Source organism: Sphaerimonospora cavernae, assembly GCF_042435035.1.
In the GTDB taxonomy this organism is placed as follows: Bacteria; Actinomycetota; Actinomycetes; order Streptosporangiales; family Streptosporangiaceae; genus Sphaerimonospora; species Sphaerimonospora cavernae.
Genome location: NZ_JBHMQT010000059.1, coordinates 143,758 through 164,864, shown reverse-complemented (window position 1 = coordinate 164,864; position 21,107 = coordinate 143,758). Strand labels below are relative to the sequence as shown.

13 protein-coding genes and 1 pseudogene are annotated in these 21,107 nt (G+C 67.1%); 2 read left to right on the top strand and 12 right to left on the bottom strand.

All coding sequences use genetic code 11. The features are described from left to right. Positions 1 to 26: 26 nt before the first annotated feature. Positions 27 to 2,459, bottom strand: a complete 2,433-nt coding sequence (locus ACFHYQ_RS26895) for a GcvT family protein (protein WP_394303932.1) — start codon at positions 2,457 to 2,459, stop codon at positions 27 to 29. A 143-nt stretch (positions 2,460 to 2,602) separates the two neighbouring features. Continuing rightward, the gene (locus ACFHYQ_RS26890; RefSeq protein WP_394303931.1) at positions 2,603 to 2,767 is read right to left on the bottom strand and encodes a hypothetical protein; all 165 of its coding nucleotides are present in this window, start codon (positions 2,765 to 2,767) and stop codon (positions 2,603 to 2,605) included. Between the two features lie 179 nt (positions 2,768 to 2,946). Here ACFHYQ_RS26890 and ACFHYQ_RS26885 point away from each other — a divergent pair. Beyond that, positions 2,947 to 3,787, top strand: a pseudogene (locus ACFHYQ_RS26885) (IS256 family transposase). A gap of 361 nt (positions 3,788 to 4,148) precedes the next feature. Here ACFHYQ_RS26885 and ACFHYQ_RS26880 read toward each other — a convergent pair. The 8 genes from ACFHYQ_RS26880 to betA all read right to left on the bottom strand — a co-directional run bounded on the left by ACFHYQ_RS26880 (position 4,149) and on the right by betA (position 17,378). Beyond that, positions 4,149 to 4,619, bottom strand: a complete 471-nt coding sequence (locus ACFHYQ_RS26880) for a hypothetical protein (RefSeq protein ID WP_394303930.1) — start codon at positions 4,617 to 4,619, stop codon at positions 4,149 to 4,151. A gap of 64 nt (positions 4,620 to 4,683) precedes the next feature. Further along, complete coding sequence (locus tag ACFHYQ_RS26875; RefSeq protein WP_394303929.1) at positions 4,684 to 8,586, bottom strand: LamG-like jellyroll fold domain-containing protein; 3,903 nt, start codon at positions 8,584 to 8,586, stop codon at positions 4,684 to 4,686. 517 nt (positions 8,587 to 9,103) lie between these two features. Then, positions 9,104 to 10,093, bottom strand: coding sequence for an ABC transporter substrate-binding protein (locus tag ACFHYQ_RS26870; RefSeq protein WP_394303928.1), 990 nt, complete (start codon positions 10,091 to 10,093; stop codon positions 9,104 to 9,106). A gap of 27 nt (positions 10,094 to 10,120) precedes the next feature. Then, entirely contained in the window at positions 10,121 to 12,166 is a 2,046-nt protein-coding gene (locus ACFHYQ_RS26865; protein ID WP_394303927.1) for an ABC transporter permease subunit, read from the bottom strand. Then, positions 12,163 to 13,278, bottom strand: coding sequence for a quaternary amine ABC transporter ATP-binding protein (locus ACFHYQ_RS26860; protein WP_394303926.1), 1,116 nt, complete (start codon positions 13,276 to 13,278; stop codon positions 12,163 to 12,165). The genes ACFHYQ_RS26865 and ACFHYQ_RS26860 overlap by 4 nt, the downstream gene beginning before the upstream one ends. 13 nt (positions 13,279 to 13,291) lie before the next feature. Next, positions 13,292 to 14,770, bottom strand: coding sequence for an aldehyde dehydrogenase family protein (locus tag ACFHYQ_RS26855; protein ID WP_394303925.1), 1,479 nt, complete (start codon positions 14,768 to 14,770; stop codon positions 13,292 to 13,294). A gap of 129 nt (positions 14,771 to 14,899) precedes the next feature. After that, entirely contained in the window at positions 14,900 to 15,700 is an 801-nt protein-coding gene (locus ACFHYQ_RS26850) for an IclR family transcriptional regulator (protein ID WP_394303924.1), read from the bottom strand. A gap of 22 nt (positions 15,701 to 15,722) precedes the next feature. Beyond that, positions 15,723 to 17,378, bottom strand: coding sequence for a choline dehydrogenase (gene betA / locus ACFHYQ_RS26845; protein ID WP_394303923.1), 1,656 nt, complete (start codon positions 17,376 to 17,378; stop codon positions 15,723 to 15,725). Between the two features lie 140 nt (positions 17,379 to 17,518). Here betA and ACFHYQ_RS26840 point away from each other — a divergent pair, with 140 nt between their 5' ends. Then, a complete protein-coding gene (locus ACFHYQ_RS26840; protein ID WP_394303922.1) occupies positions 17,519 to 18,307 on the top strand; it encodes an IclR family transcriptional regulator in 789 nt (262 codons plus the stop codon). Between the two features lie 183 nt (positions 18,308 to 18,490). Here ACFHYQ_RS26840 and ACFHYQ_RS26835 read toward each other — a convergent pair whose 3' ends face one another. Together ACFHYQ_RS26835 and ACFHYQ_RS26830 are read right to left on the bottom strand one after the other, a co-directional pair. Next, positions 18,491 to 19,789 (bottom strand): acyltransferase family protein, encoded by a 1,299-nt coding sequence (locus tag ACFHYQ_RS26835; RefSeq protein WP_394303921.1) that lies wholly within the window; start codon positions 19,787 to 19,789, stop codon positions 18,491 to 18,493. An 81-nt stretch (positions 19,790 to 19,870) separates the two neighbouring features. Beyond that, positions 19,871 to 21,052 carry an MFS transporter gene (locus ACFHYQ_RS26830; RefSeq protein ID WP_394303993.1) on the bottom strand — a complete coding sequence of 394 codons (1,182 nt, stop codon included), beginning with the start codon at positions 21,050 to 21,052 and terminating at the stop codon, positions 19,871 to 19,873. Between the last annotated feature and the right edge of the window lie 55 nt (positions 21,053 to 21,107).

The window sequence follows — 21,107 nt, the reverse complement described above, 5'->3', positions numbered from 1 at the left end:
CACGGAGGCCCGCATGCACGGAGCCCCTATGCACGGAGGCGCTTCATCGCCGGATCGTACAGAGGCTCCTCGGCGACGACGGCGGCCACCCTTCGATCGAAGTAGCCGATGTCCAGTGACCTGCCCGGGGTCGCGAGCTCGGCGGGCAGCCAGGCGTAGGCGATGCCCTTGCCGATCGTGTATCCGTACGCCGCGCTGGTGACGTAGCCGACGCGGGTCGCGCCGTCGTACACCGGCTCCTTCCCCATCACGACGTCGGCGGGGTCGTCGATGGTCAGGCAGGCGAGCCTGCGGCGGACGGAGGCGGCACGCTCCTCCAGCGCGGCGCGGCCGATGAAGTCGCCCTTGTCCATCTTGACGGCGAAGCCGAGCCCGGCCTCGTACGGATCATGCTCGAAGGTCATGTCGGTGCCGAAGGCACGGTACCCCTTCTCCAGGCGCAGGCTGGTGAACGCGCCCCGGCCGCCCGCGATGATCCCGTACGGCCGACCGGCCGCCCAGAGCGTGTCCCACAGCTTGGCGCCCATGTCGGCCGTGGTGTAGAGCTCCCAGCCGAGCTCGCCGATGTACGACAGCCGCAGCGCGGTGACCGGGACGTTGCCGATGTGGGCGCGCCTCGCCCGGAAGTAGCGGAAGGCCTCGTTGGAGAAGTCCGCGTCGGCGAGCGGCTGCACGAGGTCGCGGGCGAGCGGGCCCCACACGCCGACGCAGCAGGTGCCCGCCGTGACGTCGCGGATCATGACCGTGTCGTCGGCGTGGCGGCGCAGCCAGTCGAGGTCGAGGTTGCCGTTGGCGCCGACCTGGAACAGGTCGCGGCCGAGCCGGGCCACCGTGATGTCGCTGCGGATGCCTCCGTCGACGTCGAGCAGCAGGCAGTACGTCACCGAGCCGACGGACTTGTCCATGTCACCAGTGGTCAGGCGCTGGAGGAGGGCCACCGCGCCGGGTCCGGAGACCTCGATCCGCTTCAGCGCGGTCATGTCGTAGAGGGCCACGGACTCGCGGGAGACCTGGGCCTCGGCGGCCACGATCGGCGACCAGTAGCGCGCGGCCCAGTCGTTCGGCACGGGGACATCCCGGCCGTCGAGCAGGTGGGCGTTGGCGCCGTACCACTGCGGGCGTTCCCAGCCGGCGGCCTCCAGGAAGAAGGCGTCCAGCTCACGCTGGCGCGGGTAGAACGGGCTGGTGCGCAGCGGCCGGGGATCCTCCATCGGCTGGAGCGGGTGGAGGATGTCGTAGACCTCGACGTAGTTCTGGCAGTCGCGGGCCAGCACGTAGTCGGGCGCGAGCTGGTGGGGCTCGAAGCGGCCCAGGTCGCAGTCGTGCAGGTCGAAGGATGAGCAGTGGCCGTCGACCAACCACTCGGCCATCGCCCGGCCGACGCCGGCCGAGTGGGTCACCCACACCGCCTCGGCGACCCAGAAACCCCTGACGTCCGGGGACTCCCCCAGCAGAGGCAGGTGGTCGGTCGTGAAGGAGAACAGCCCGTTGATGCCCTCGGCGATCTCGGCCTCGCGGGTGGCGGGCAGCAGCCGGCGCGTCTCGGTCCAGGCGTCGGCGAAGTCGTCGGGGGTGAAGGTGAGCACCGACGGCATCACCTCGGCCTCGTCGACGGACGCGATGTCGTCGGCGTCGACCGGCATGGGCCGGTGCCCGTAGTAGCCGATGCCGATCTCGCCGAAACGCTGCCGGTAGTAGAGGTCGGCGTCCTGGTGGCGCAGGATCGGCAGCGTCGCCTCGTCCGTACGCCCGGCCAGGGCCGGCACCGGGCCGGTCCAGGCGAGTTGGTGCGCGAGCGGGGTGAGCGGGAGGGGCAGCCCGACCATGCGGGCGATCCGCGGACCCCAGATGCCGGCGCAGCAGACCACGATGTCGGCGGCGATCTCACCTTGGTCGGTCACCACCCCGGTGACACGGCCGTCCTCCGTCCGGACGTCCAGCACCTCGTGCCGTTCCAGGACCCGCACCCCCCGGGAGCGGGCCGCCCGCAGCTGCGCCTCGACCGCGTGTACGGCCCTGGCCAGGCCGTCGGTGGGGATGAGCAGGCCGCCCAGCACGACGTCGGGGTCGACGAGCGGGTGGCGCTCGGCGCACTCCTCCGGGGTCAGCAGCCGGGTCTCGATCCCCCATGCCGTGGCCCAGCCGTGGCGGCGGTGCAGCTCGGCGAGCCGCTCGGGGGTGGTCGCCACCTCCAGCCCGCCGACCTGGAGGAAGCAGGGCTCGCCGTCCAGGTCGAGCGCGCTGAACTTCTCCACCGTGTACCGGGCGAGCTCGGACATGGTCTTCGACCCGTTGATCTGGAAGACCAGCCCGGGGGCGTGGGACGAGGATCCCCCGGTCGCGGGCACCGGGCCCTGGTCTACGACGGTGATGTCGGACCAGCCACGGGCGGACAGCTCGTCGGCGAGTGCCGCCCCGACGACGCCGGCTCCGATGATGACGACGCGGGGGCCCGTCATTCCCACCTCCAGACGAGATGTTGCGCATAATGCAACATCATGCGCTTAACGCAACAAGCGTGACGCGCAGTCCGCCGAGTGTCAAGGTCGACGTTTCCCCAGATTTCCACCTCAGGGGCGGCTCCGGCTCGACCGGTCGCGCTTCACGCGCCGGTGGTCCGGTCGGTCAGGAACCGCTCCCAGGTGTCGCTGCCGGTGGGTGCGCCCAGGGTGAGGTTGGCCCCCGATCGGTAGGCCTTGCCGACCTTGCCGGGGACCCGGATCGGCAGCCGCAACGGGGGTATCGCATCAAGTGTGTAAGCGGTCACGCACTGTAGATTGCTCGGCTAGAACTCATGCACTATCTCGGGGGAGAGTGCGACCAATGTCCGCAACACGCAGAAAGGCCGCTCTCGCGGCGACCAGGCCGGATCGGGACACGCCACGGCTTTCGACCACTGCTGCTCATCACGGCGGGGAAAATCCCCCTCCCGGTGCGGCGGGTGAGATCCCGCTGCGCGACCTGCTCGGCGACGACATCCTGGACGCGCTGCTGGAGCGCTCGAGCGACGGCCGCGGCGGGCTGCGCCTGACCGGCGAGGACTCGATGCTCGGCGAGCTGGTCAAGGCGGTGCTGGAGCGGGCCCACGGCATGACCGTCCGCAACATCCGCCACCTGCGCCACCGCCGGCGAAGGCGCCCGATTTTGGGCGTCGGTCATCACCGACCTGAAGAACCGGGGCGTGCGCGACATCCTCATCGCATGCTGCGACGGCCTGGCCGGATTCGAAGAGGCCATCCACACCGCGTTCCCGAACACCACCGTGCAGACCTGCGTGGTCCATCTGATCCGCAACGCGCTGCGCCCGGTGGCCCGCCGCGATGCCTCGCCCGTGGCCGCGGATCTCAGGAAGATCTACACCGCGGCCACGCCGGACGCGGCCTTCGACGCGCTGGCCGAGTTCGCCGCCAGCCCGTGGGGTTGTAAGTACCCCCAGGCCGTCCGCGTCTTCGAGAGCGCCTGGGACCGCTTCACACCGTTCTTCGCCTTCAGCCCGCCGGTGCGCAAACTGCTGTACACCACGAACGGGATCGAGTCGTTGAACTACCATCTGCGCAAAGTCACCAAGGCGCGGGGTCACTTCCCCGGCGATGACGCCGTGGTCAAACTGCTCTGGCTGGCCATCATCACCATCGAGGACAAGCGCGCCCGCGAACGCGCCGCACGCAGAGAGAAGACCGGCAAGCGCTCCGATCAGCCCGTACGCCTCATCGAGGGACAACGCACCATGGGATGGCGCGAAGCCCTCACTGAACTCGATACCGCTTACCCATGGAGGATCAGGTAAACAAGACTCTCCATCTACAACGAGCGATCTTTACACAGTTGAAGTGACAAGCTCCCAGACGGCTGGGGCGAAGCCCCGTTGGCCATTTGGGTCATCGTCTGCCGCAGGTCGATCCCGGCGACCATGTGGACAGGTACCTGCCGGGAGTCGGTCGAGAACGTGCCGCGCTGAAAGTACACGTGGAAGGTGGTCGGCGGGTACTTCGGCACCCTCCGGCCCTCTGCCGTAGCCGAGGTGAGCGATCACAAAATCCCCTCTCGGAGGATCTACTCATACACCACCGGCTGCGACTGCGCCCGTAGAGGATGGGCTCCTTCCAGCTCTCTCGCTTCTTACCAGGGCCTGCCTGGACTTCCAACCCCTATAATCGCCAAAGCTGAATACATAAAGATTCCAGTCCGTCGAATTCGGCGACGAGCGTTGTCGGATCCTCACTCCGCAGGCACCGCCGAATCACACGAATACGGTAGTCCCCAGGAAGGCCCAGATTGATCTCTGGATAATCTTCATCGGTACCTGTTATTTCATCGAAAGTGATCGTGCCGGAACTTGACGTGAAGATTGCCTCTGATAGGTCCGACTGAGGTATGGGATCGACGGGGGGTTCGCCGCTCCACACCTCGACTACGACATCTGCTGTATGCACGTCGAAGTTGCTAGAGATGACAGCGGCATTAACTCCAGCAGTCAGCCATGTAGTGGACATTACAGACAGTGTTCTAGGGTCTGGAGCGCCTGGAGGCAGACCAGCATCCCCCTCTACATCCATTAGGACGAATTCGCCGTTTTCAATAAATACGGTGAGGCGGGTTGATGAGTGCGATTCCCCCATAGTGGGTCCTCCCGTAAGCAAATGGTGCATGTCTCCCTCCGCGTCGCGGAGGGAGACATGCACTTTAATCGGCTTGAGGCTCGAAGCCCAGCCAGAAGCCATCCCGGCGTAACATCCGGTTGTTATAGTACCAGTAGCCTAGCCTTAGACCAAATAGCCAGTTTTGATAGGCATTGATAAGTCTTACCGAGTAGTTGTAGTGCGGATCTGCCTTGGTAGATCCCTCTTTTGTAGATGCAAAAGGGAACTCGTCGCACTGGACCGCCTTAGTGTTGGGGTCCTTGTTGTGGGCCGAGTTCCATCCTTTGCCACCCCTCTGCTTCAAGCAGGTTCTGTAGGATTTGCTATAATTCTTTTTCTTCGATTCTCCGTCGGCTGCGTAGTGAAGTTTCTTCCCCTTGATTTTGCCGGCCATGTTCTTCTGGCCACCGTCGTCTGGATATGGATACGTGATCTCGGGGTGGTACAGGGCGTCGTAGTCATGCTTGGCTTGTTCGGGCCAGCCGTTCCCCGTCTCGGGGTCTACGTCGTTCATCCAGAGCACCGGCGTGGCTCGATAGAAGACGCACCCGCCAACTTTGTACCATCTGATGTAACTTGCGGAGTCGCAGCGGATGTTGGCCTTTATAGCTTTGCCATTTTCTACTTGGCCGGTGTACAGAAAAGAGGCGCTTCGGGGATCCCATGCGACGCCAAGGCGCGGCCTGATGGAACATGTGCTTATTTTCTCATCGCCGTTTGCGCCCGCCGCAGGGGAATAATATCTGAACTTCGTCGTTGGTGATAGTTTCCACTCGGTTACGGACTTAGTTCGTATCGGTCGGCCATATCCGTACTCTGGGCTCAGATCGGGGTCGCAGTGCCCTACGGGCAAGGGCCATCCCTTGGTGCTGTTCGTGACTACGATAGAGGTATTGGCTAGAGTGCCCGTCGCCTTTGTAATTTTTACATCGACCAGTTCGTCGACTGTTCGCTCATTCTGATAAGTGTCTTCAAGGATGGCCATTGTCATTGTCACTCGGCCAATCCTGCGGGCTCCCCGACTGCTGACGACCCACTCCTCAGCCCACGTCTTCTTGGAAGTCTGCAGGTTATAGCAGAGAGAGAACCTACTCATCAGCCAACCGCCTGGAACGAAATCCGCTTTGCGGCAGTCATCCAGATCCCATCGCTTCGGCCCCTCTTTCTTGGTAGCGGCGGCAGACGCATAAGGGGACGTCGACAGTGTGTCGCTCTTACCTTGTTGTGCTTGAGGCAGTGAAGGGGCAGGAACACCACACGCCCCGTTATCCCTCCATGCAGTATCATTTCCAGGTTCCCCGGCGGCAAACAAACCGGCGACTACCCATTGATGGCCCTTCCAAGTGACTTTATCGCCTTGGACGTAAAAACTACCCGTCTTCCAGGTGGGAGCGGTGCATGGAGTCACACTCGGGCTGGGGCTGGGGCTGGGGCTGGGGCTGGGGCTGGGGCTGGGGCTCGGGCTGGGGCTCGGGCTGGGGCTGGGGCTCGGGCTGGGGCTCGGGCTGGGGCTCGGGCTGGGGCTGGGGCTCGGGCTCGGGCTCGGGCTCGGGCTCGGGCTCGGGTCCTCTATTGCGCAGGCATGGACGGGTTCATCGTTTTGTACTGCGGTGATATCACTGTTGGTGAGGGCCTTCTCGTAAAGGCGCACATCATCCAGATCGCCGTTGAGTTTCGCTCCCATGCTGAACGGACCTTGGGCTGACCAGGCTGGCGGAACTGAGGTGGCGCCAAGCAGTTGGCCGTTCATGTACAGAGAGAGCTGAGCCGCATCTTGGTTGTAAACACCGGCAAGGTGGAACCATTCCTCCACAGGAGCCGTTGTCTCGGAGGTTACTCCGACAGGCACGGCATCAGTGGCGTCCGCGGGGAATGCCTTGAAAGTTGGCCGGTTACTAGAGTCTGTTCCGAAGTAGAACGCTGACTGGTTGAGGCCCTTCTGTCGAATTATTTGATATGCGTTGGAAGAGTCTTTGAGACGAACCCAAGCAGTGATCGTGTAGCTGCTGTCGGTCTTAATCACCGGTTCGTCAGATTGGGCGCCATCGGAATTACCGGTTGTCGAAAGCGCTTGACCAGAATGACCTGTAGTCCAACTGGCGCCGTCTCGTAATGTCGCAATCCACCCGTAACCCGACGAATCCTCCGCCTCAACTCCTTCCCCTTCGTCGAACTTCCAGCGAGCTAGAAGGCAGCCATCTGGTCCATCCTCTGGAGGGGCTACATCTGCTACCGCTTCATCTATCTCTTCTTGTGTCGCCCATGAGGGAGGCGCGGCGTCCGCGATACTTGCTGCCACGGTTGTATCGGTTTCAGCTTCGCCCTCCTCAAACGCCTGCTCCGCCGTCACGGGATCTGGGTCTGGGCCCGGGATGGGACTGGCATCGTTCACATGGGCAAGCACTTCTTGCAGCGTGGGCTCGGTCCCGTCGTCATCACGGAACCAGAAAGCCCGCACCCGCTGGGCCGGCTCGTACTCGATCATCAGTGTGGGAGGGTGGCGGTAACCCGGGTACGGTGCACCACCGCTGTATTCGCTGGAGTAGTACTGGCGCCAGTTGATCGCCGCGGTTTCGCTGGCGGCTCGCAGCACCATCCCTTCGTTGGGCACGTCCTGTTCGATCCAGGCGCGGGCCATGGTTTTGACCTGATGCCACAGGGCTTCGTCCTTGGCGCACCAGGTGCCGCCGGTGGCGTCGTAGTTGTAACCGGCCTCGTTGAGCCCTTCGGTGCCGCTGGCTCTAGTCGGCTGGTGGTTCCAGTCCAGAGTCCCGGTGTCCCAGTAGGAGGTGACCCGCTGGGCGACGATGCCTGACCCCAGGGTTTTTCCGCACAGGGCCCCGTTGGGGCCGCCGGACTTGTAGTTCCAGATGATCAGGTCGGCATCGACGACGGTGGCGCCCTCCAGTTCCGGGGCGTCAAGGTCGTACCACAGGTACACCCGGGCGATGTCCCGGCTGGTGGAGGTGGTGCCCGCGCGTAGCCATCCGTCCGCGGCGTGGTTGCTGGAGGGGTCGTTCTTGTTGACCCAGGCGTCGTCGGGTCGTCCGCCGCCGAACCATTCGGAGGCGGCGGCGATGGTCACCGGGTAGGTCACCGCCGGGTCGGTCAGGAACGTGGCGTCCGGGGTGAACACCAGCTCCGATGTCGTGCCGGAGGTCTCCACGTGCGCCTGGACGGAGGAGGTCCTGCCCTGATCGGGGCCGGCTTCCACCTTGGCGTCCATCGCCGTGAGCACGATCGGAGCCGCCGCCGCTTTGCCTTCGGCGTCCTTCAGTTGCGGCAGCCCCTGGGGTGTCTTACCGAATTTGGTGCCCTTGGGCAGGGTGAGCGGCAGGCGTACGGTCACCGGGCCGGTGGGCCGCTGCCGGAAGATCACCTGGGAGACGAAGCCGTCGGCCTGGGCGATCACCACGAGATCCGCCCCCGGCGCTACGGCGTCGGGGTAGGTGACCGTGTTGCCGGAGATCTTCGGTTCCGGCAGCGCCCGGGTCACCCCCAGGCCGCTCGTGCCCTGTTCTCCCTTCGCCGATACCAGGTGCTTGGTCCCGCGCCCGCCGAAGGTCAGCGGCGATTTGACCCGCGCGGCCTGCAGCTTGCCGTCGCGGGTCACGATGCGGGTGTCGATGGGTTCCCATGCGCCGCTGGCCGGGTTCTTCAGTTGGACAGGCCGGGTGTGCAGCTCGGCTCGCAGATGCTTGCCGTCGGGGTTCGCCCAGACCTTCATCCTCTCGGTGGACCGGGCGGGCACCTCCACGGGCTTGCCGGACGTGGCCGCTTTCTCCCAGGCGGTCTTGAGGGCCGGATCCGAGGTGGCGTCCGGCTGTGTTGCCGATGCGGCGGTGGCCGGGGTCGGGGGTGGTGTGGGGCCCTGGGCGATCGCGGGCGCGCTCACGAGCGAGAGCGGCAGCATCAGGGCCGTGATCAGGGCAGCACGTTGGCGCATCCGGACGGATAAGCCGGACGCTGATCGTCGTGGGTTCACTCACAGCCTTTCGAACATATGCGAACAAAACCGGAGTGATCATGAGATAAGACAGCATTACAAGTAAAGATCGTTTTCAGTAACGGGACAGCTCGGCTCCGTTACGACGACGGCAGGCCGTGATCTTTGAGAAGTGAGCGGCAGGGAAGCGAGGCGGCATAGAGGCGACCCCGAGATCATGATCAATTTAGACAGCAGACTAGATCTCGATGGTGGTGCACGGCGCGAAAGTGCACGCTAGCGGCGGCCGAACCTGCTCAGAGGGCCGAAGGACCAGATCGCTGACCGTTTCCTACGTCGAGAAACCCGGATGACCTGCCGAGGCATGATCGAGGCTCTGCTCGCGATTCAGAGGGGTGGCCTCCAGCAGCGGGCCGCGTGAGGTAGGCGATCTTGCATAGGACGGCGATGCCCGGGGCCGGTCGGCGACGCGACCGGCCCCGGGCACATCGAGCCGTGGAGGGAGTACGGCTCGAGATCAGCCGGCCGCCGCGGGCAGCCAGGCCTTGACCTTGTCGGGGTTGTCGTTCACCCACTTCTCGGCCGCTTGCTCGGCCGTCATCTTGTCCTCGGAGATGTACTTGGACACGGTGTTCTGGTCGTCGTTGGTCCAGGTGAAGTTCTTGACCAGCTCATAGGCCGGGCTGCCCGAGTCGGCGAACTTCTTGCTCGCGATCTTGTCGAGGTCGTAGACCGGGTAGTCGCAGTTCACCTTGGCGGCGTCGGCGTCACAGCCCTCGGTCCACTCGGGCAGGTCGACCTTCACCAGCTTCACCTCGGACATGAACCACTGCGGGTCGTAGAAGTACCCGATGAGCGGGGTCTTCTGCTTCTCCGCCTGGCGGAACGCCGTGATCAGGGCGGCCTCGCTGCCGGCGTAGACCACCTTGAAGTCCAGCTTCAGGTTCTTCACCAGTGCCTCGTCGTTGGTCACGAACGAGGGGTCGCCGTCCAGCAACTGGCCCTTGCCGCCCGACTCCGACGTCTTGAACAGGTCGGCGTACTTGTTGAGGTTCTTCCAGTCGGTGATGTCGGGGTACTTCTCGGCCATCCACGGCGGCACGAACCAGCCGATGACGCCCTTGTTGCCGGTCTCCCCCAGCTCGACGGCGACCTGCTGCTCCTCGATGTACTTCTTCTTCAGGTCCTCGTGGCCCCAGTTCTCGACGATCGCGTCCACCTCACCGGTGCCGAACCCCTGCCAGGCCACCTCCTCCTTGAGGTCCTTCTTGACGACCTTGCATCCCAGTTCCTTCTCGGCCACGTGGGCGATCACCGCGGCGTTCGCCTCATAGCCGACCCACGGGTTGACCGCCAGGTTGAACGTGCCGCATCCGGACTGCCCGCCGCCCGATGCCTGGGCGTCGGTGGTCTCGCCGACCTTCGCTCCCCCGCACGCGGAGAGCAGGAGACCGGCGCCGGCCACGAGCGCGCTCACGCGCAGCCCGGCCATCCTGGAAACTGCCATTAGGTCCTCCAGACCCGTTGATTTCATTCATTGAGATGCCGGACGTGCGGCCGCGCGTTGTGCGGCGGCTCGCATGATCCGGTCGAGCATGATGCCGAGCACGACGATCGCCAGCCCGGCCGCCAGGCCCTTGCCCCGCAGCGGGTACTGCGAGAACCCCGCCACCACGTCGTATCCCAGCGCGCCGGCTCCGACGAGACCGCCGATGACGACCATCGACAGCACGTAGATCAGGCCCTGGCTGGCCGCGAGAGTGATGCCGGCCCGGGCCATGGGAAGCTGGACCTTGGAGATGAGCTGCCAGGTGCTGGACCCGCCCGCGGTCGCCGCCTCCACCGCCGTCGGCGACACCCCTCGTACGGCCTCGGCCACCAGCTTGATCGACACCGGCGCGGCGAACGCCACGGCGGCGATGATGGCGGTGAACCGGGTCGCGCCGAACAGCCCCAGGATCGGGACGAGGTAGACGAACGCCGGCATGGTCTGGCCCGCGTCCAGGACCGGGCGCAGCACCTGGTCCACCCGGCCGCTGCGCCCCATCCACACCCCGGCCACGATGCCGAGGACCATCACGATCAGGGTGGCCACCAGCGTGGTGGCCAGCGTCACCATGCTGTCGTGCCACAGGCCGAGCAGCACCAGCAGCACGAGCGACACGCCCGCGATGATCGCGGCCCGGCGGCCCGCCAGCAGCAGCGCGAGGGCGACCACGACCAGGGCGACCAGCCACCAGGGCGAGCCGGCCAGCAGCGACTGGAACGGGTTGAGCAGCCCGTAGGTGACGAGGTTCTTCAACGCGTCCGTGTACGTGACGAGCGTGTCCTGCACCCACTCGCTCGCCGCCCCCGCGCCCTGCTTCACGTACGAGCCCAGGCGGGCCTCGCCGGGAAACTTCGCGGCCCAGACGTAGACGTGGGAGAGGTAGACCAGCACCGCGGCCGCGGCGAGGACCAGGCCCGCCTCGATCCGCCGGGCGCGCGGGCCTTTCGCCCTGCCCGTCCGGCGCTCGGCCTCGACTCGCCGGCCCGCGGCGGAGGTGACGCGGTCGAGCACGATCGCCATGATCACGATGGCCAGCCCGGCGTTGAACGCGGTGCCCACATCGAGGGTCTGCAGCGCCTTCAGCACGGTCTTGCCCAGGCCCGGGGCGTCGATCAGGGCGGCGATCGTGGCCATGGACAGGGCGGCCATGATGGTCTGGTTGGCCCCGACGATGATCGTCCGCTTCGCCAGCGGGAGCCGTACCTTGCGCAGCGCCTGCGCGGGGGTCGAGCCGAGCGAGGTGCTCGCCTCCAGCGTGTTGACCGGGATCTCCCGGATGCCGTGCGCGGTGATGCGGATCACCGGCGGGGTCGCGTAGACCATCGTCGCGACGGTGGCGCTGGCCGGTCCGATCAGGAAGAACAGCGTGAGCGGGGCCAGGTAGACGAAGGTCGGCATCGTCTGCATGACGTCCAGCACCGGGGTGACGAGCCGGTTGACCCGGTCGCTGAGGCCGGCCCAGATCCCGAGGGGGATGCCGACGGCGAGGGACAGCACGACGGCGGTCAGCGTGAGGGCGAGCGTGTCCATGCTCTCCTCCCACAGGCCGAGCAGCCCGAACGCCGTGAACCCGGCGGCGGTGAGCGCGGCCACCTTGCGGTTGCCGTACAGCAGCGCGACGGCGGTGGCGACGCCGGTCACGCCGAGCCAGCCGACGACCGGGACCGGCCGCCCGAACGACGGCTGGCTGATCAGTGCCTGTACGAAGGTGACCGACTCGTCGAGGAACAGCCGGATGTAGTTGATGAAGTACAGGAACAGCGGGTTGCTGTTGCGACCGGCGTCGATCGCGTCCATACCTTCGTTGAGCCCGGTGTGCAGCGGCGTCAGCTCGGCGCCGCCGAGCGCGAGCGTGTCGCGGCCCTTCAGCACGACCGACAGCAGCACCCAGGCGGCGAGGATGAGCACGGCCAGGTAGCGCCCGCGCAGGCGCCGCCGGCCGCCGGCGCGGCCGGCACCGCCAGGCGCCGCGGCGCCCGCGGTCGCAGCGGTGGTGGTGGGCGTGGTGGGCGTGGTGGGCACTGCCGTCATCTGGACTCCCCACCCGGGCCATCCGGATTGCCCGGGTCCGGGCCGGCGATCACCTCGAGGATCTCCGCGGTGGTGACCACGCCGAGAAGGGATCGGCCGGAGACGACCTTGACCGGGCGGCCGGCGGACAGGACGGTCCTGGCCGCGTCGCGGATCACGGTGTCCGGGGCGAGTTCCGGCCCGTCGAGCGGCTCGCCGGGACGGGCGTCGCGCATGATCCAGGACAGCGTCAGCACGTCGGATCTGGGCACGTCGCTGACGAAGTCGCGCACGTAGTCGTCGGCCGGCGCGCCGACCACCTGGTCCGGGGTGCCCATCTGGACGAGCGCTCCGTCCCGCATGATGAGGATGCGGTCGCCCAGCTTGAGCGCCTCGCTCAGGTCGTGCGTGATGAAGATCATCGTCTTGCCGACCTCGCGGTGCAGGCGGATGACCTCGTTCTGCATCTCGCGGCGGATCAGCGGATCGAGCGCGGAGAACGGCTCGTCGAAGAAGAGCACCTCGGGGTCGACGGCGAGCGCCCGGGCCAGGCCGACCCGCTGCTGCATGCCGCCGGACAGCTGGTCGGGGTAGGACCCCTCGAAGCCGGCGAGCCCCACCAGCTCCAGGACCTCCCGGGCCCGCTCGTAGCGACCGTCCTTCTTCGTGCCGCGGATCTCCAGGCCGTAGGCGACGTTGTCCAGGACCCGCCGATGCGGCAGCAGGCCGAAGTGCTGGAACACCATGCCGAAGCGGTGCCGGCGCAGCTCGCGGAGCCTGCGCTCCCCGCAGGCGAGCACGTCCTCGCCGTCGAGTCGCACCTCGCCGACGGTCGGCTCGACCAGCCGGGTGAGGCAGCGCACCAGCGTCGACTTGCCCGAGCCGGACAGGCCCATGACGACGAACACCTCGCCGCGCCGTACCGAGAAGGAGACGTCGCGGACCGCGGCCACGCATCCCGTCCGATGCTTGAGCTCCGCGCGGGACAGCTCGGCCAGTGGCGTGCCGACGACGCGGTCGGCACGCGGGCCGAAGATCTTCCACAGGCCGCGAACGTCGAGGATCGGGTGGTCGTCGGCGCCGGCCGCGGCGGCCGGCGGGGTGGACTTCTCGGTCAGTGACGGTACGGCCATGGCCACCTTTCGTCTAGTGAGGGGAATCCGGGAACCACCGCTGGGGCCGGGGGCGGATGTTCTGCCAGATGTGCTTGATCTCTCGGTACTCGTCGAGGCCGGTGGGCCCGAGCTCGCGGCCGATGCCCGACTGCTTGAATCCGCCCCACTCCGCCCGCGGGACGTACGGGTGGTAGTCGTTGATCCAGACCGTGCCGTGCCTGAGCCTGGCGGCGACCCGCCGGGCCCTGCCCGCGTCGGTGGTCCACACCGCGCCGGCCAGGCCGTAGTCGGTGTCGTTGCCCAGCGCGACCGCCTCGTCCTCGCCGCTGAAGCGCTCGACGGTCAGGACCGGCCCGAAGGACTCCTCCCGGACCACCCGCATGTCGCGGCGGCACTCGTCCAGCACGGTCGGCCGGTAGTAGAAGCCGCCGGCCAGGCCCGGCTCGTCCGGCCGGCCGCCGCCGCAGCGCAGCACCGCGCCTTCGGCGAGGCCGGCGGCGACGTACTCCTCGACCTTGGCCAGGTGCGCGGCGGAGATCAGCGGCCCGGTCTGGGCCTCGGGGTCGAACGGGCCGCCGAGCCGGATCAGCTCGGCCCGCCGCACCACCTCGTCGACGAAGGCGTCGTGCAGGGAGTCCTCGACGAGCAGCCGCGCGCCGGCCGAGCAGACCTGGCCGGAGTGCAGGAAGACCGCGGTGAGCGCGAAGTCGACCGCGGTCTCGACGTCGGCGTCGGCGAAGACGATGTTGGGGTTCTTGCCGCCGAGTTCGAGCGCGACCCGCTTCACCGTGGCCGCCGCGGCGGCCATGACGCGCCGCCCGGTCGCCAGGCCGCCGGTGAACGACACCATGTCCACGGCGGGATGCTCGGCGAGTGGCGCCCCGGCCTCCGGGCCGGGGCCGAGCACCAGGTTGGCGACCCCGGCGGGCAGCCCCGCCTCCTCCAGCGTCCGCATCAGCAGGATCGCGGTGCTCGGGGTGAGCTCGCTCGGCTTGAGCACGAACGTGTTGCCCGCCGCGAGCGCGGGGGCGACCTTCCACGAGGTCTGCAGCAGCGGGTAGTTCCAGGGGGTGATGAGACCGCACACGCCGATCGGCTCGTAGACGACCTGACTGACGGCGTCGTCGCGGCCGGTTTCGACGACCCGTCCCGCGGCGGTGCCGGCGATCCCGCCGAAGTAGCGGAAGCAGGCGATGACGTCGTCGATGTCGTACTCGCTCTCGACGAGCCGCTTGCCCGTGTCGAGCGACTCGGCCCTGGCGAACTCCTTCTTGTCCCTGGCCAGCAGGTCGGCGACCCGGAGCAGCAGCGACCCGCGTTCGCCGGCCGGGGTCAGCGGCCAGGTGCCCTCGTCGAAAGCCCGGCGCGCCGCCGCGACCGCGGCCTCGGCGTCCGCCCGGGTGCCCTCTGAGACCGTCGCGACGGTGGACCCGTCAGCGGGGCAGTGGATCGTACGGCGGCCGCCCTCGACAGCATCTGTCCAGGCACCACCGATGAAGAGGTCTGCCACGGGCAGTGTGCCTTCCGGTCGCCATCAGAAAGCAGGCACGCTCAGCGTCGTCGACGCTGTCGACGCTAGTTGCGCATTACGCACCTGTTTGCTTATGGAGAAACAGAATTGACCTCTTATCGGCATTAGTCAAGTCGATGTCTGCTTTTTTACGGACATGTTGGAGTAGCATCCCATACGTTGAGATAGCTCCTGAGCTGCGGCGATGACCTGCTCAGCCACGCCGACCAGGCCCGTTTCGGCCAGCCGGAACGTCGGCCCGGAGGCGCTCACCGAGGCGATCACCGTGCCGTCCGCGCCTCTGACGGGCGCCGCGACCGCGGTGAGGCCGTCCTCCAGTTCGTCGACGGCGATGGCGTAGCCGCGCTCGCGGACCTCCTCGAGTGCGGCGAGGAGCCGTACGCGATCGGTGATGGTGCCGGCGGTGAAGGCGCTCAGCGGCCCGGCCGCCACCTCCTCGGCCAGCCCGCCGGGGGCGTGCGCGAGCAGCACCTTGCCGTTGGACGTGGCGTGCAGGGGGATCAGCTGCCCCACCCAGTTGTGCGACTGGAGCGCCGACGGCCCGGCCGTCTGGTCGACGTACAGCGCCTCGCGCCCGACGAGGACGGCCACGTTGACGGTCTCACCGACGTCCGCGGCCAGCCGGGGCGTGACGAAGCGGCTCTCCCTGACCAGATCCAGCCGGGCGCTGGTCGCCCCGGCGAGCCGTACCACGCCCACGCCGAGGCGGTACCTGCCGCGCTCGCTGTCCTGCTCGACCAGGTCGTGGCTCTCCAGCGTCGCCACCAGACGGAAGGCGGTGGAGCGGTGGACGCCCAGCTCGACGGCGAGCTCGCTGATCCCCAGCTCGCCGTCGCGGGCGAGTAGCTTGAGAATGGTGAGCGCACGGTCCACCGACTGGACCGCGCTCTCTCCCGTTCCGCTACTCATTCGCGGTGATCATTCGCGCTGATCACTTGCGGTGCCGGTAGAACTCCGCCTCGATGGGCGGCAGCGGGGTCTGGCCGAGGATCAGGTCGGCCGCCTTCTCCGCCACCATCATCACCGGCGCGTAGATGTTGCCGTTGGTCACGTACGGCATGACCGACGCGTCGACGACCCGCAGCCCCTCGACGCCGTGCACCCGCATGCTGTCCGGGTCGACGACCGACATGTCGTCCACGCCCATCTTCGCCGTACAGGAGGGATGCAGCGCGGTCTCACCGTCCCTGGCCACCCAGTCGAGGATCTCCTGGTCGGTCCGCACGGACAGCCCCGGGGACAGCTCGCCGGCGTTGAACTCGTCGAAGGCGGGCTGGGTCAGGATGTCGCGGGAGACGCGGACGGCCTCCACCCACTCCCGCCGGTCCTGCTCGGTGGACAGGTAGTTGAAGCGCAGTGCCGGATGCACCCGGGGGTCCCGGCTCTTGATCTTCACCGTGCCCCGCGCGTCGGAGTACATCGGCCCGACGTGCACCTGGTAACCGTGGCCGCCCGACGGGGACGAGCCGTCGTACCGCACCGCGATCGGCAGGAAGTGGAACATCAGGTTCGGGTAGTCGACGTCGTCGTTGCTCCGTGCGAAACCGCCGGCCTCGAAGTGGTTGGTCGCCGCGGGACCGCCGCGCAGGAACAGCCACTGCGCCCCGATCCACGGGCGGTGCCGCCACTTGAGGTAGGGCTGCATGGACACCGGCTGCTTGGAGCCGTACTGGATGTAGACCTCGAGGTGGTCCTGGAGGTTCTCCCCCACTCCCGGCAGGTGGTGCACCACGTCGACGCCGAGGGCCTCCAGCTCGGCGGCGTCGCCCAGGCCGGACAGCTGGAGGAGCTGGGGCGTGTTGATGGCGCCACCGCACAGGATGACCTCACCGGCCCGCACCCGGCGTGTCGCACCGCCGCGGTGGGAGAACTCGACGCCGACGGCCCGTTCGCCGTCGAACACGACCCTCGTCACGAACGCGCGGGTCACGACCCTGAGGTTGGGCCGGTTCATCACCGGATGCAGGTAGGCGCGGGCGGCCGACAGCCGCCGACCACGGCGGACGTTGCGGTCGAACGGGGCGAAGCCCTCCTGACGATAGCCGTTGACGTCGTCGGTCAGCGGATAGCCCGCCTGCCGCACCGCCTGGAAGAACGCCGCAAAGAGCGGGCTGGAGGCCGGGCCACGTTCGAGTGCGAGCGGACCGTCGTGACCTCGCCAGACGTCGTCGCCGTCGGCGGCCAGGCAGTTCTCCATGCGCCGGAAGTACGGCAGGCAGTGCGCATAGTCCCAGTCCTTCATCCCGGGATCGGCGGCCCAGCGCTCGTAGTCCATGGGGTTGCCGCGCTGGAAGATCATGCCGTTGATGCTGCTGGAACCGCCGAGGACCTTGCCGCGGGCGTGGTAGATCCGGCGGCCGTTCATGTGCGGCTCCGGCTCCGATTCGTACTGCCAGTCGTAGAACCGGCTGCCGATGGGGAACGTCAGCGCGGCCGGCATGTGGATGAAGACGTCCCAGCGGAAGTCGGACCGGCCGGCCTCCAGCACCAGCACCCTGGTGGAGGGGTCCGCCGACAGCCGGTTGGCGAGAGCGCTTCCCGCCGAACCACCACCGACGATGACGAAGTCGTACTGCTGTGCGCTCAATCTGCCCTCGTCTCGCTCGTGATGCTTGGCCGAAAATCGTATCGAATGACGCATTTCGTTGCACTACCCGCAACAGAGATTCTCGGCGGGTTGACTGGATCAAGTGGACCGGCCTTGCGCCACCGTCCTACTGTCTTACGGTGAGCAACGAGGCCGCGTCAGGCAGAAGCGACGTCAACGGGGGTGGCGTGCAGTCGGTCGACCGCGCCATCAGCATCATGGAGATCCTCAGCCGGCGTGGGGAGGCGGGTGTCACCGAGCTCGCCACAGAGATCGACGTCCACAAGTCGACGGCGTTCCGGCTGCTGGGCGCGCTGGAGGCGCGCGGCCTGGTCGAGCAGACGGAGGAACGCGGCAAGTACCGCCTCGGCTTCGCCGTCGTACGCCTCGCCGGCAGCGTCGCCGGCCGGATGGACGTCACCCAGCAGAGCATGCCGATCTGCCGACGGCTCGCCGAGGAGATCGAGGAGACGGTCAACATCGCCGTCCTGCGTTCGCACTACGCCGTCAACCTGGATCAGGTGCGCGGCACCTCCGCCGTGGCCGCGCACAACTGGGTGGGCCGGCTCACCCCGGTGCACGCGACGTCGAGCGGGAAGGTGCTGCTGGCCCACCTCGACGCGGCGCGGCGGGCCGAACTGCTGGGAACGGCCGGCCTGGAGTCCTTCACTCCGAACACCGTCACCTCCGGCGAGGCCCTGGAGCGCGAACTGACCGCGGTGCGGGAGCGCGGGTACGCCATCGCGATGGAGGAACTCGAGATCGGCCTGAACGCGATGGCCGCCCCCATCCGATCCTTCCAGGGGGAGGTCGTCGCCGCGGTGAGCGCCTCCGGTCCGGCCTACCGCTTCAGCGAGGAGCGCATGCACGAGTTGGTCCCCGTTCTCGTCGCCGGCGCCCACGAGATCAGCCACCGCCTCGGCGGCTGACGGGTACCCGGAGAGTTTCATCGAGTGACGCTGCTGACAACGTAGGTGCCACCTGCGGCAGCGGCAGCGGCGTGTCCGCGGCCGGAGGCGACCGTGAGCAGGTGGTCGCTCACCCAAATGCCGTCCGCGCCGGCTTGTTCAGCGTGTACGGCCATGGCGGTAATTCCCAACTCCAGCGCCTTACTACCCGAGTTGGCGGTCTGCACCCCCAGGCGCGGGGCGGGCTGGCGAATGTCGGGCATGCTGTCTCTCCGGCTCGGTCACGGTGGGAGCAGGAGATGGGGCAGATCGCTGCTGTCGGCTCCCGGCAGCGTGTACCGGTGAGGCTTGCTGAACGGTGCCGTCAGCTGCGGGCTCAGTCGACTTCTTTCCACGGCGCCGTCGGGACACCGACCAGCGTTTCACTAGCGGGCGTTCGACGAACGTGTACAGCGACCAGGCAAGCACCATGCTGATGACGAACATAGCGATCATGATGCCCAGCGCGGCAGGCGTGGAGTGAGTGCGCTGCTCTCCAAGTAACCGATGGCCATAGATTAAGACAGGCCACTGGACGAGGTAGAAGGCGAAGGACACCTCGCCCAGCCACCGCATTGACCGGTGGTGCAGGAAGGTCCGGCGGCCCCGGACGTCGAGCGCGGCTGTGGCGACGATGACGAGACCCAGTGGGACAACGGTCGCGGCGACCAGCGCGTACACGGCGGGCAGCCACAGCGAGATCGCGTAGCAACCGACGAGCAGGGCCAGCAGTGGTGCCAGGCCGATGCCGATCCACAGGCCGGTCAGGAGGATCCGCGCGAGGAGCATGCCGAGAAAGAAGTCGAGCACTCGGGTGCACGGCAGGATGTAGAGGAACCAGAAGGCGTAGGCCGGGGCGGGTTTGTCGGGAACCATCATGACCGGGGTGGACGGCAGTAGCGCGAGGGCCACGGCGGGGAGCGCCAGGATGATCGTGGTGACGCTCCCGGCCCACCACCACAGGCGCTCCGGACGGATCCGGCGCAGTCCCCGGTGAAGGAACGGAAAGAGGATATAGAAGAAGATCTCACAGGCAAGCGACCAGCTCGGATTGTTGACGCTGAAATAGACGCTCTCGTCGGGGATCCAGGACTGAAGCAGGAAGAGATTGACGACCGAGGCGCCCGCGCCAGTCGAGCCGGCGATGAGCAGCAGAGCCAGCACGTAGGTCACCAAATGATTGGGGTAGACCTTGACGAAGCGGCGGCGCCAGAACCTCAGCGCGGTGTCCTCGGTGCGGGCGGACCAGGTCAGGATGAACCCGCTCAAGGTGAAGAAGAAGGAGACGCCGACCCATCCGGCCTTGCTGAAGGTGTGGAAGAAGCCGTCGGTCAGTGTGGTGTCCGCGAAGAGTCTCAGGATAGAGAGGTGGAAGAGGAAGACGGCGAAGGCCGCGAGAAACCGCAGGCCGACGATGGAGTCCAGTCGGGACGTCCGCCCGATTTCACCTGTTGTCGACGTCATCTGGGGTGGCCTCTTGACGGGAGGGTTTAAGGGGCGACCTGCGGCGGCCTGCGGCCTGGCCTGTCTCAGGCGGCCCCTGGCTCACTGGGAGACGGCTGCGTCCGCGTTGAGGACGGCGGCGCCGGAGGGCTGCTCGGAATCACTTGACCTGCGCCGGTCGCGGAGGAGTTCGATGACGCCAAGAGCAAGGCCGAGCACGGTGACAAGGGCTCCGGCCGCAGCCGTCCAGCGCAGACCGAACGAGGAGTCGACCACCCGGCCGCCCAGCCAGGAACCGGCCGCGTTGGCGAGTTGGAAAGCCGAGATGTTGACGGCGAGCGCGAGCGTGGGCGCCCCGACGGCTGCGTTGAAGATACGGGTCTGAAGGCCGGGGATGATGGCGAAGGACATCACGCCGAAGACGAAGACCAGTACTGCGGTGACCACCTGGAACGGGGCAGCGATCCCGATCAGGACCAAGACCAGCGTCAAGGCAAGCAGGAGCCCGGTGATGGCGGGCATCAGGGCCCGATCCGCGAGCTTTCCACCCAGGAGGCTGCCGAGCGCGGAGCCGACCCCGAAAAGGACCAGCAGCACAGCGACGGCATCAACGGAGAAGCCTGTGACGTCGGTGAGCAGCGGCGAGATATAGGTGAAGACAGTACCGAAGCCCGCGCTGCCCAGCACGGTCATGGCGATGGCGAGTTGAACTTGGCGGTTGCCCAGCACCTTGAGCTCCGAGCCAGCGGTGCCGCCGGGGGCGTCGGCGCCGGAGACGACAGCGGCGACAAGGATCGTGGCGAGCAGTGTGATTGCGGCGACTGCCCAGAAGGTGGCGCGCCAGTCGTAGCGTTCGCCGATCAGGGTACCGAGCGGGACACCCAGCACGGTGGCCAGGTTGAGACCGAGGGAGACCTTCGCCACGGCTGACGCCTCCTTGCCGGGGGCAGCCATGCCGACCGCGAGCACAATGCCCACGGCGACGAAGGTGCTGTGAGTGAGCGCCGCCAAGACCCGCGTGATCATCAGGATGCCAAAGTTCGGCGAGAGGGCGGCGAGGATGTTGCCCGCGATAAAGACGGCCATCAGGGCGAGCAGCAGCGTCTTGCGGGAGATGCGGCCAGTGGCGATCGTGACGACCGGGCCGCCGATGACGACGCCGAGGGCATAGGCAGTGACGAGCAGACCTGCGGTGGGGATGTCCACACCCAGATCACCGGCCAGACCGGGCAGGATTCCAGCGATCACGAACTCGGAGGTTCCAACTCCGAAGACGCACAGCATGAGTGCTATGAGAGGGACCGGCATGTTCTGTCCTTCGATGTGACGTGGGTGTGGG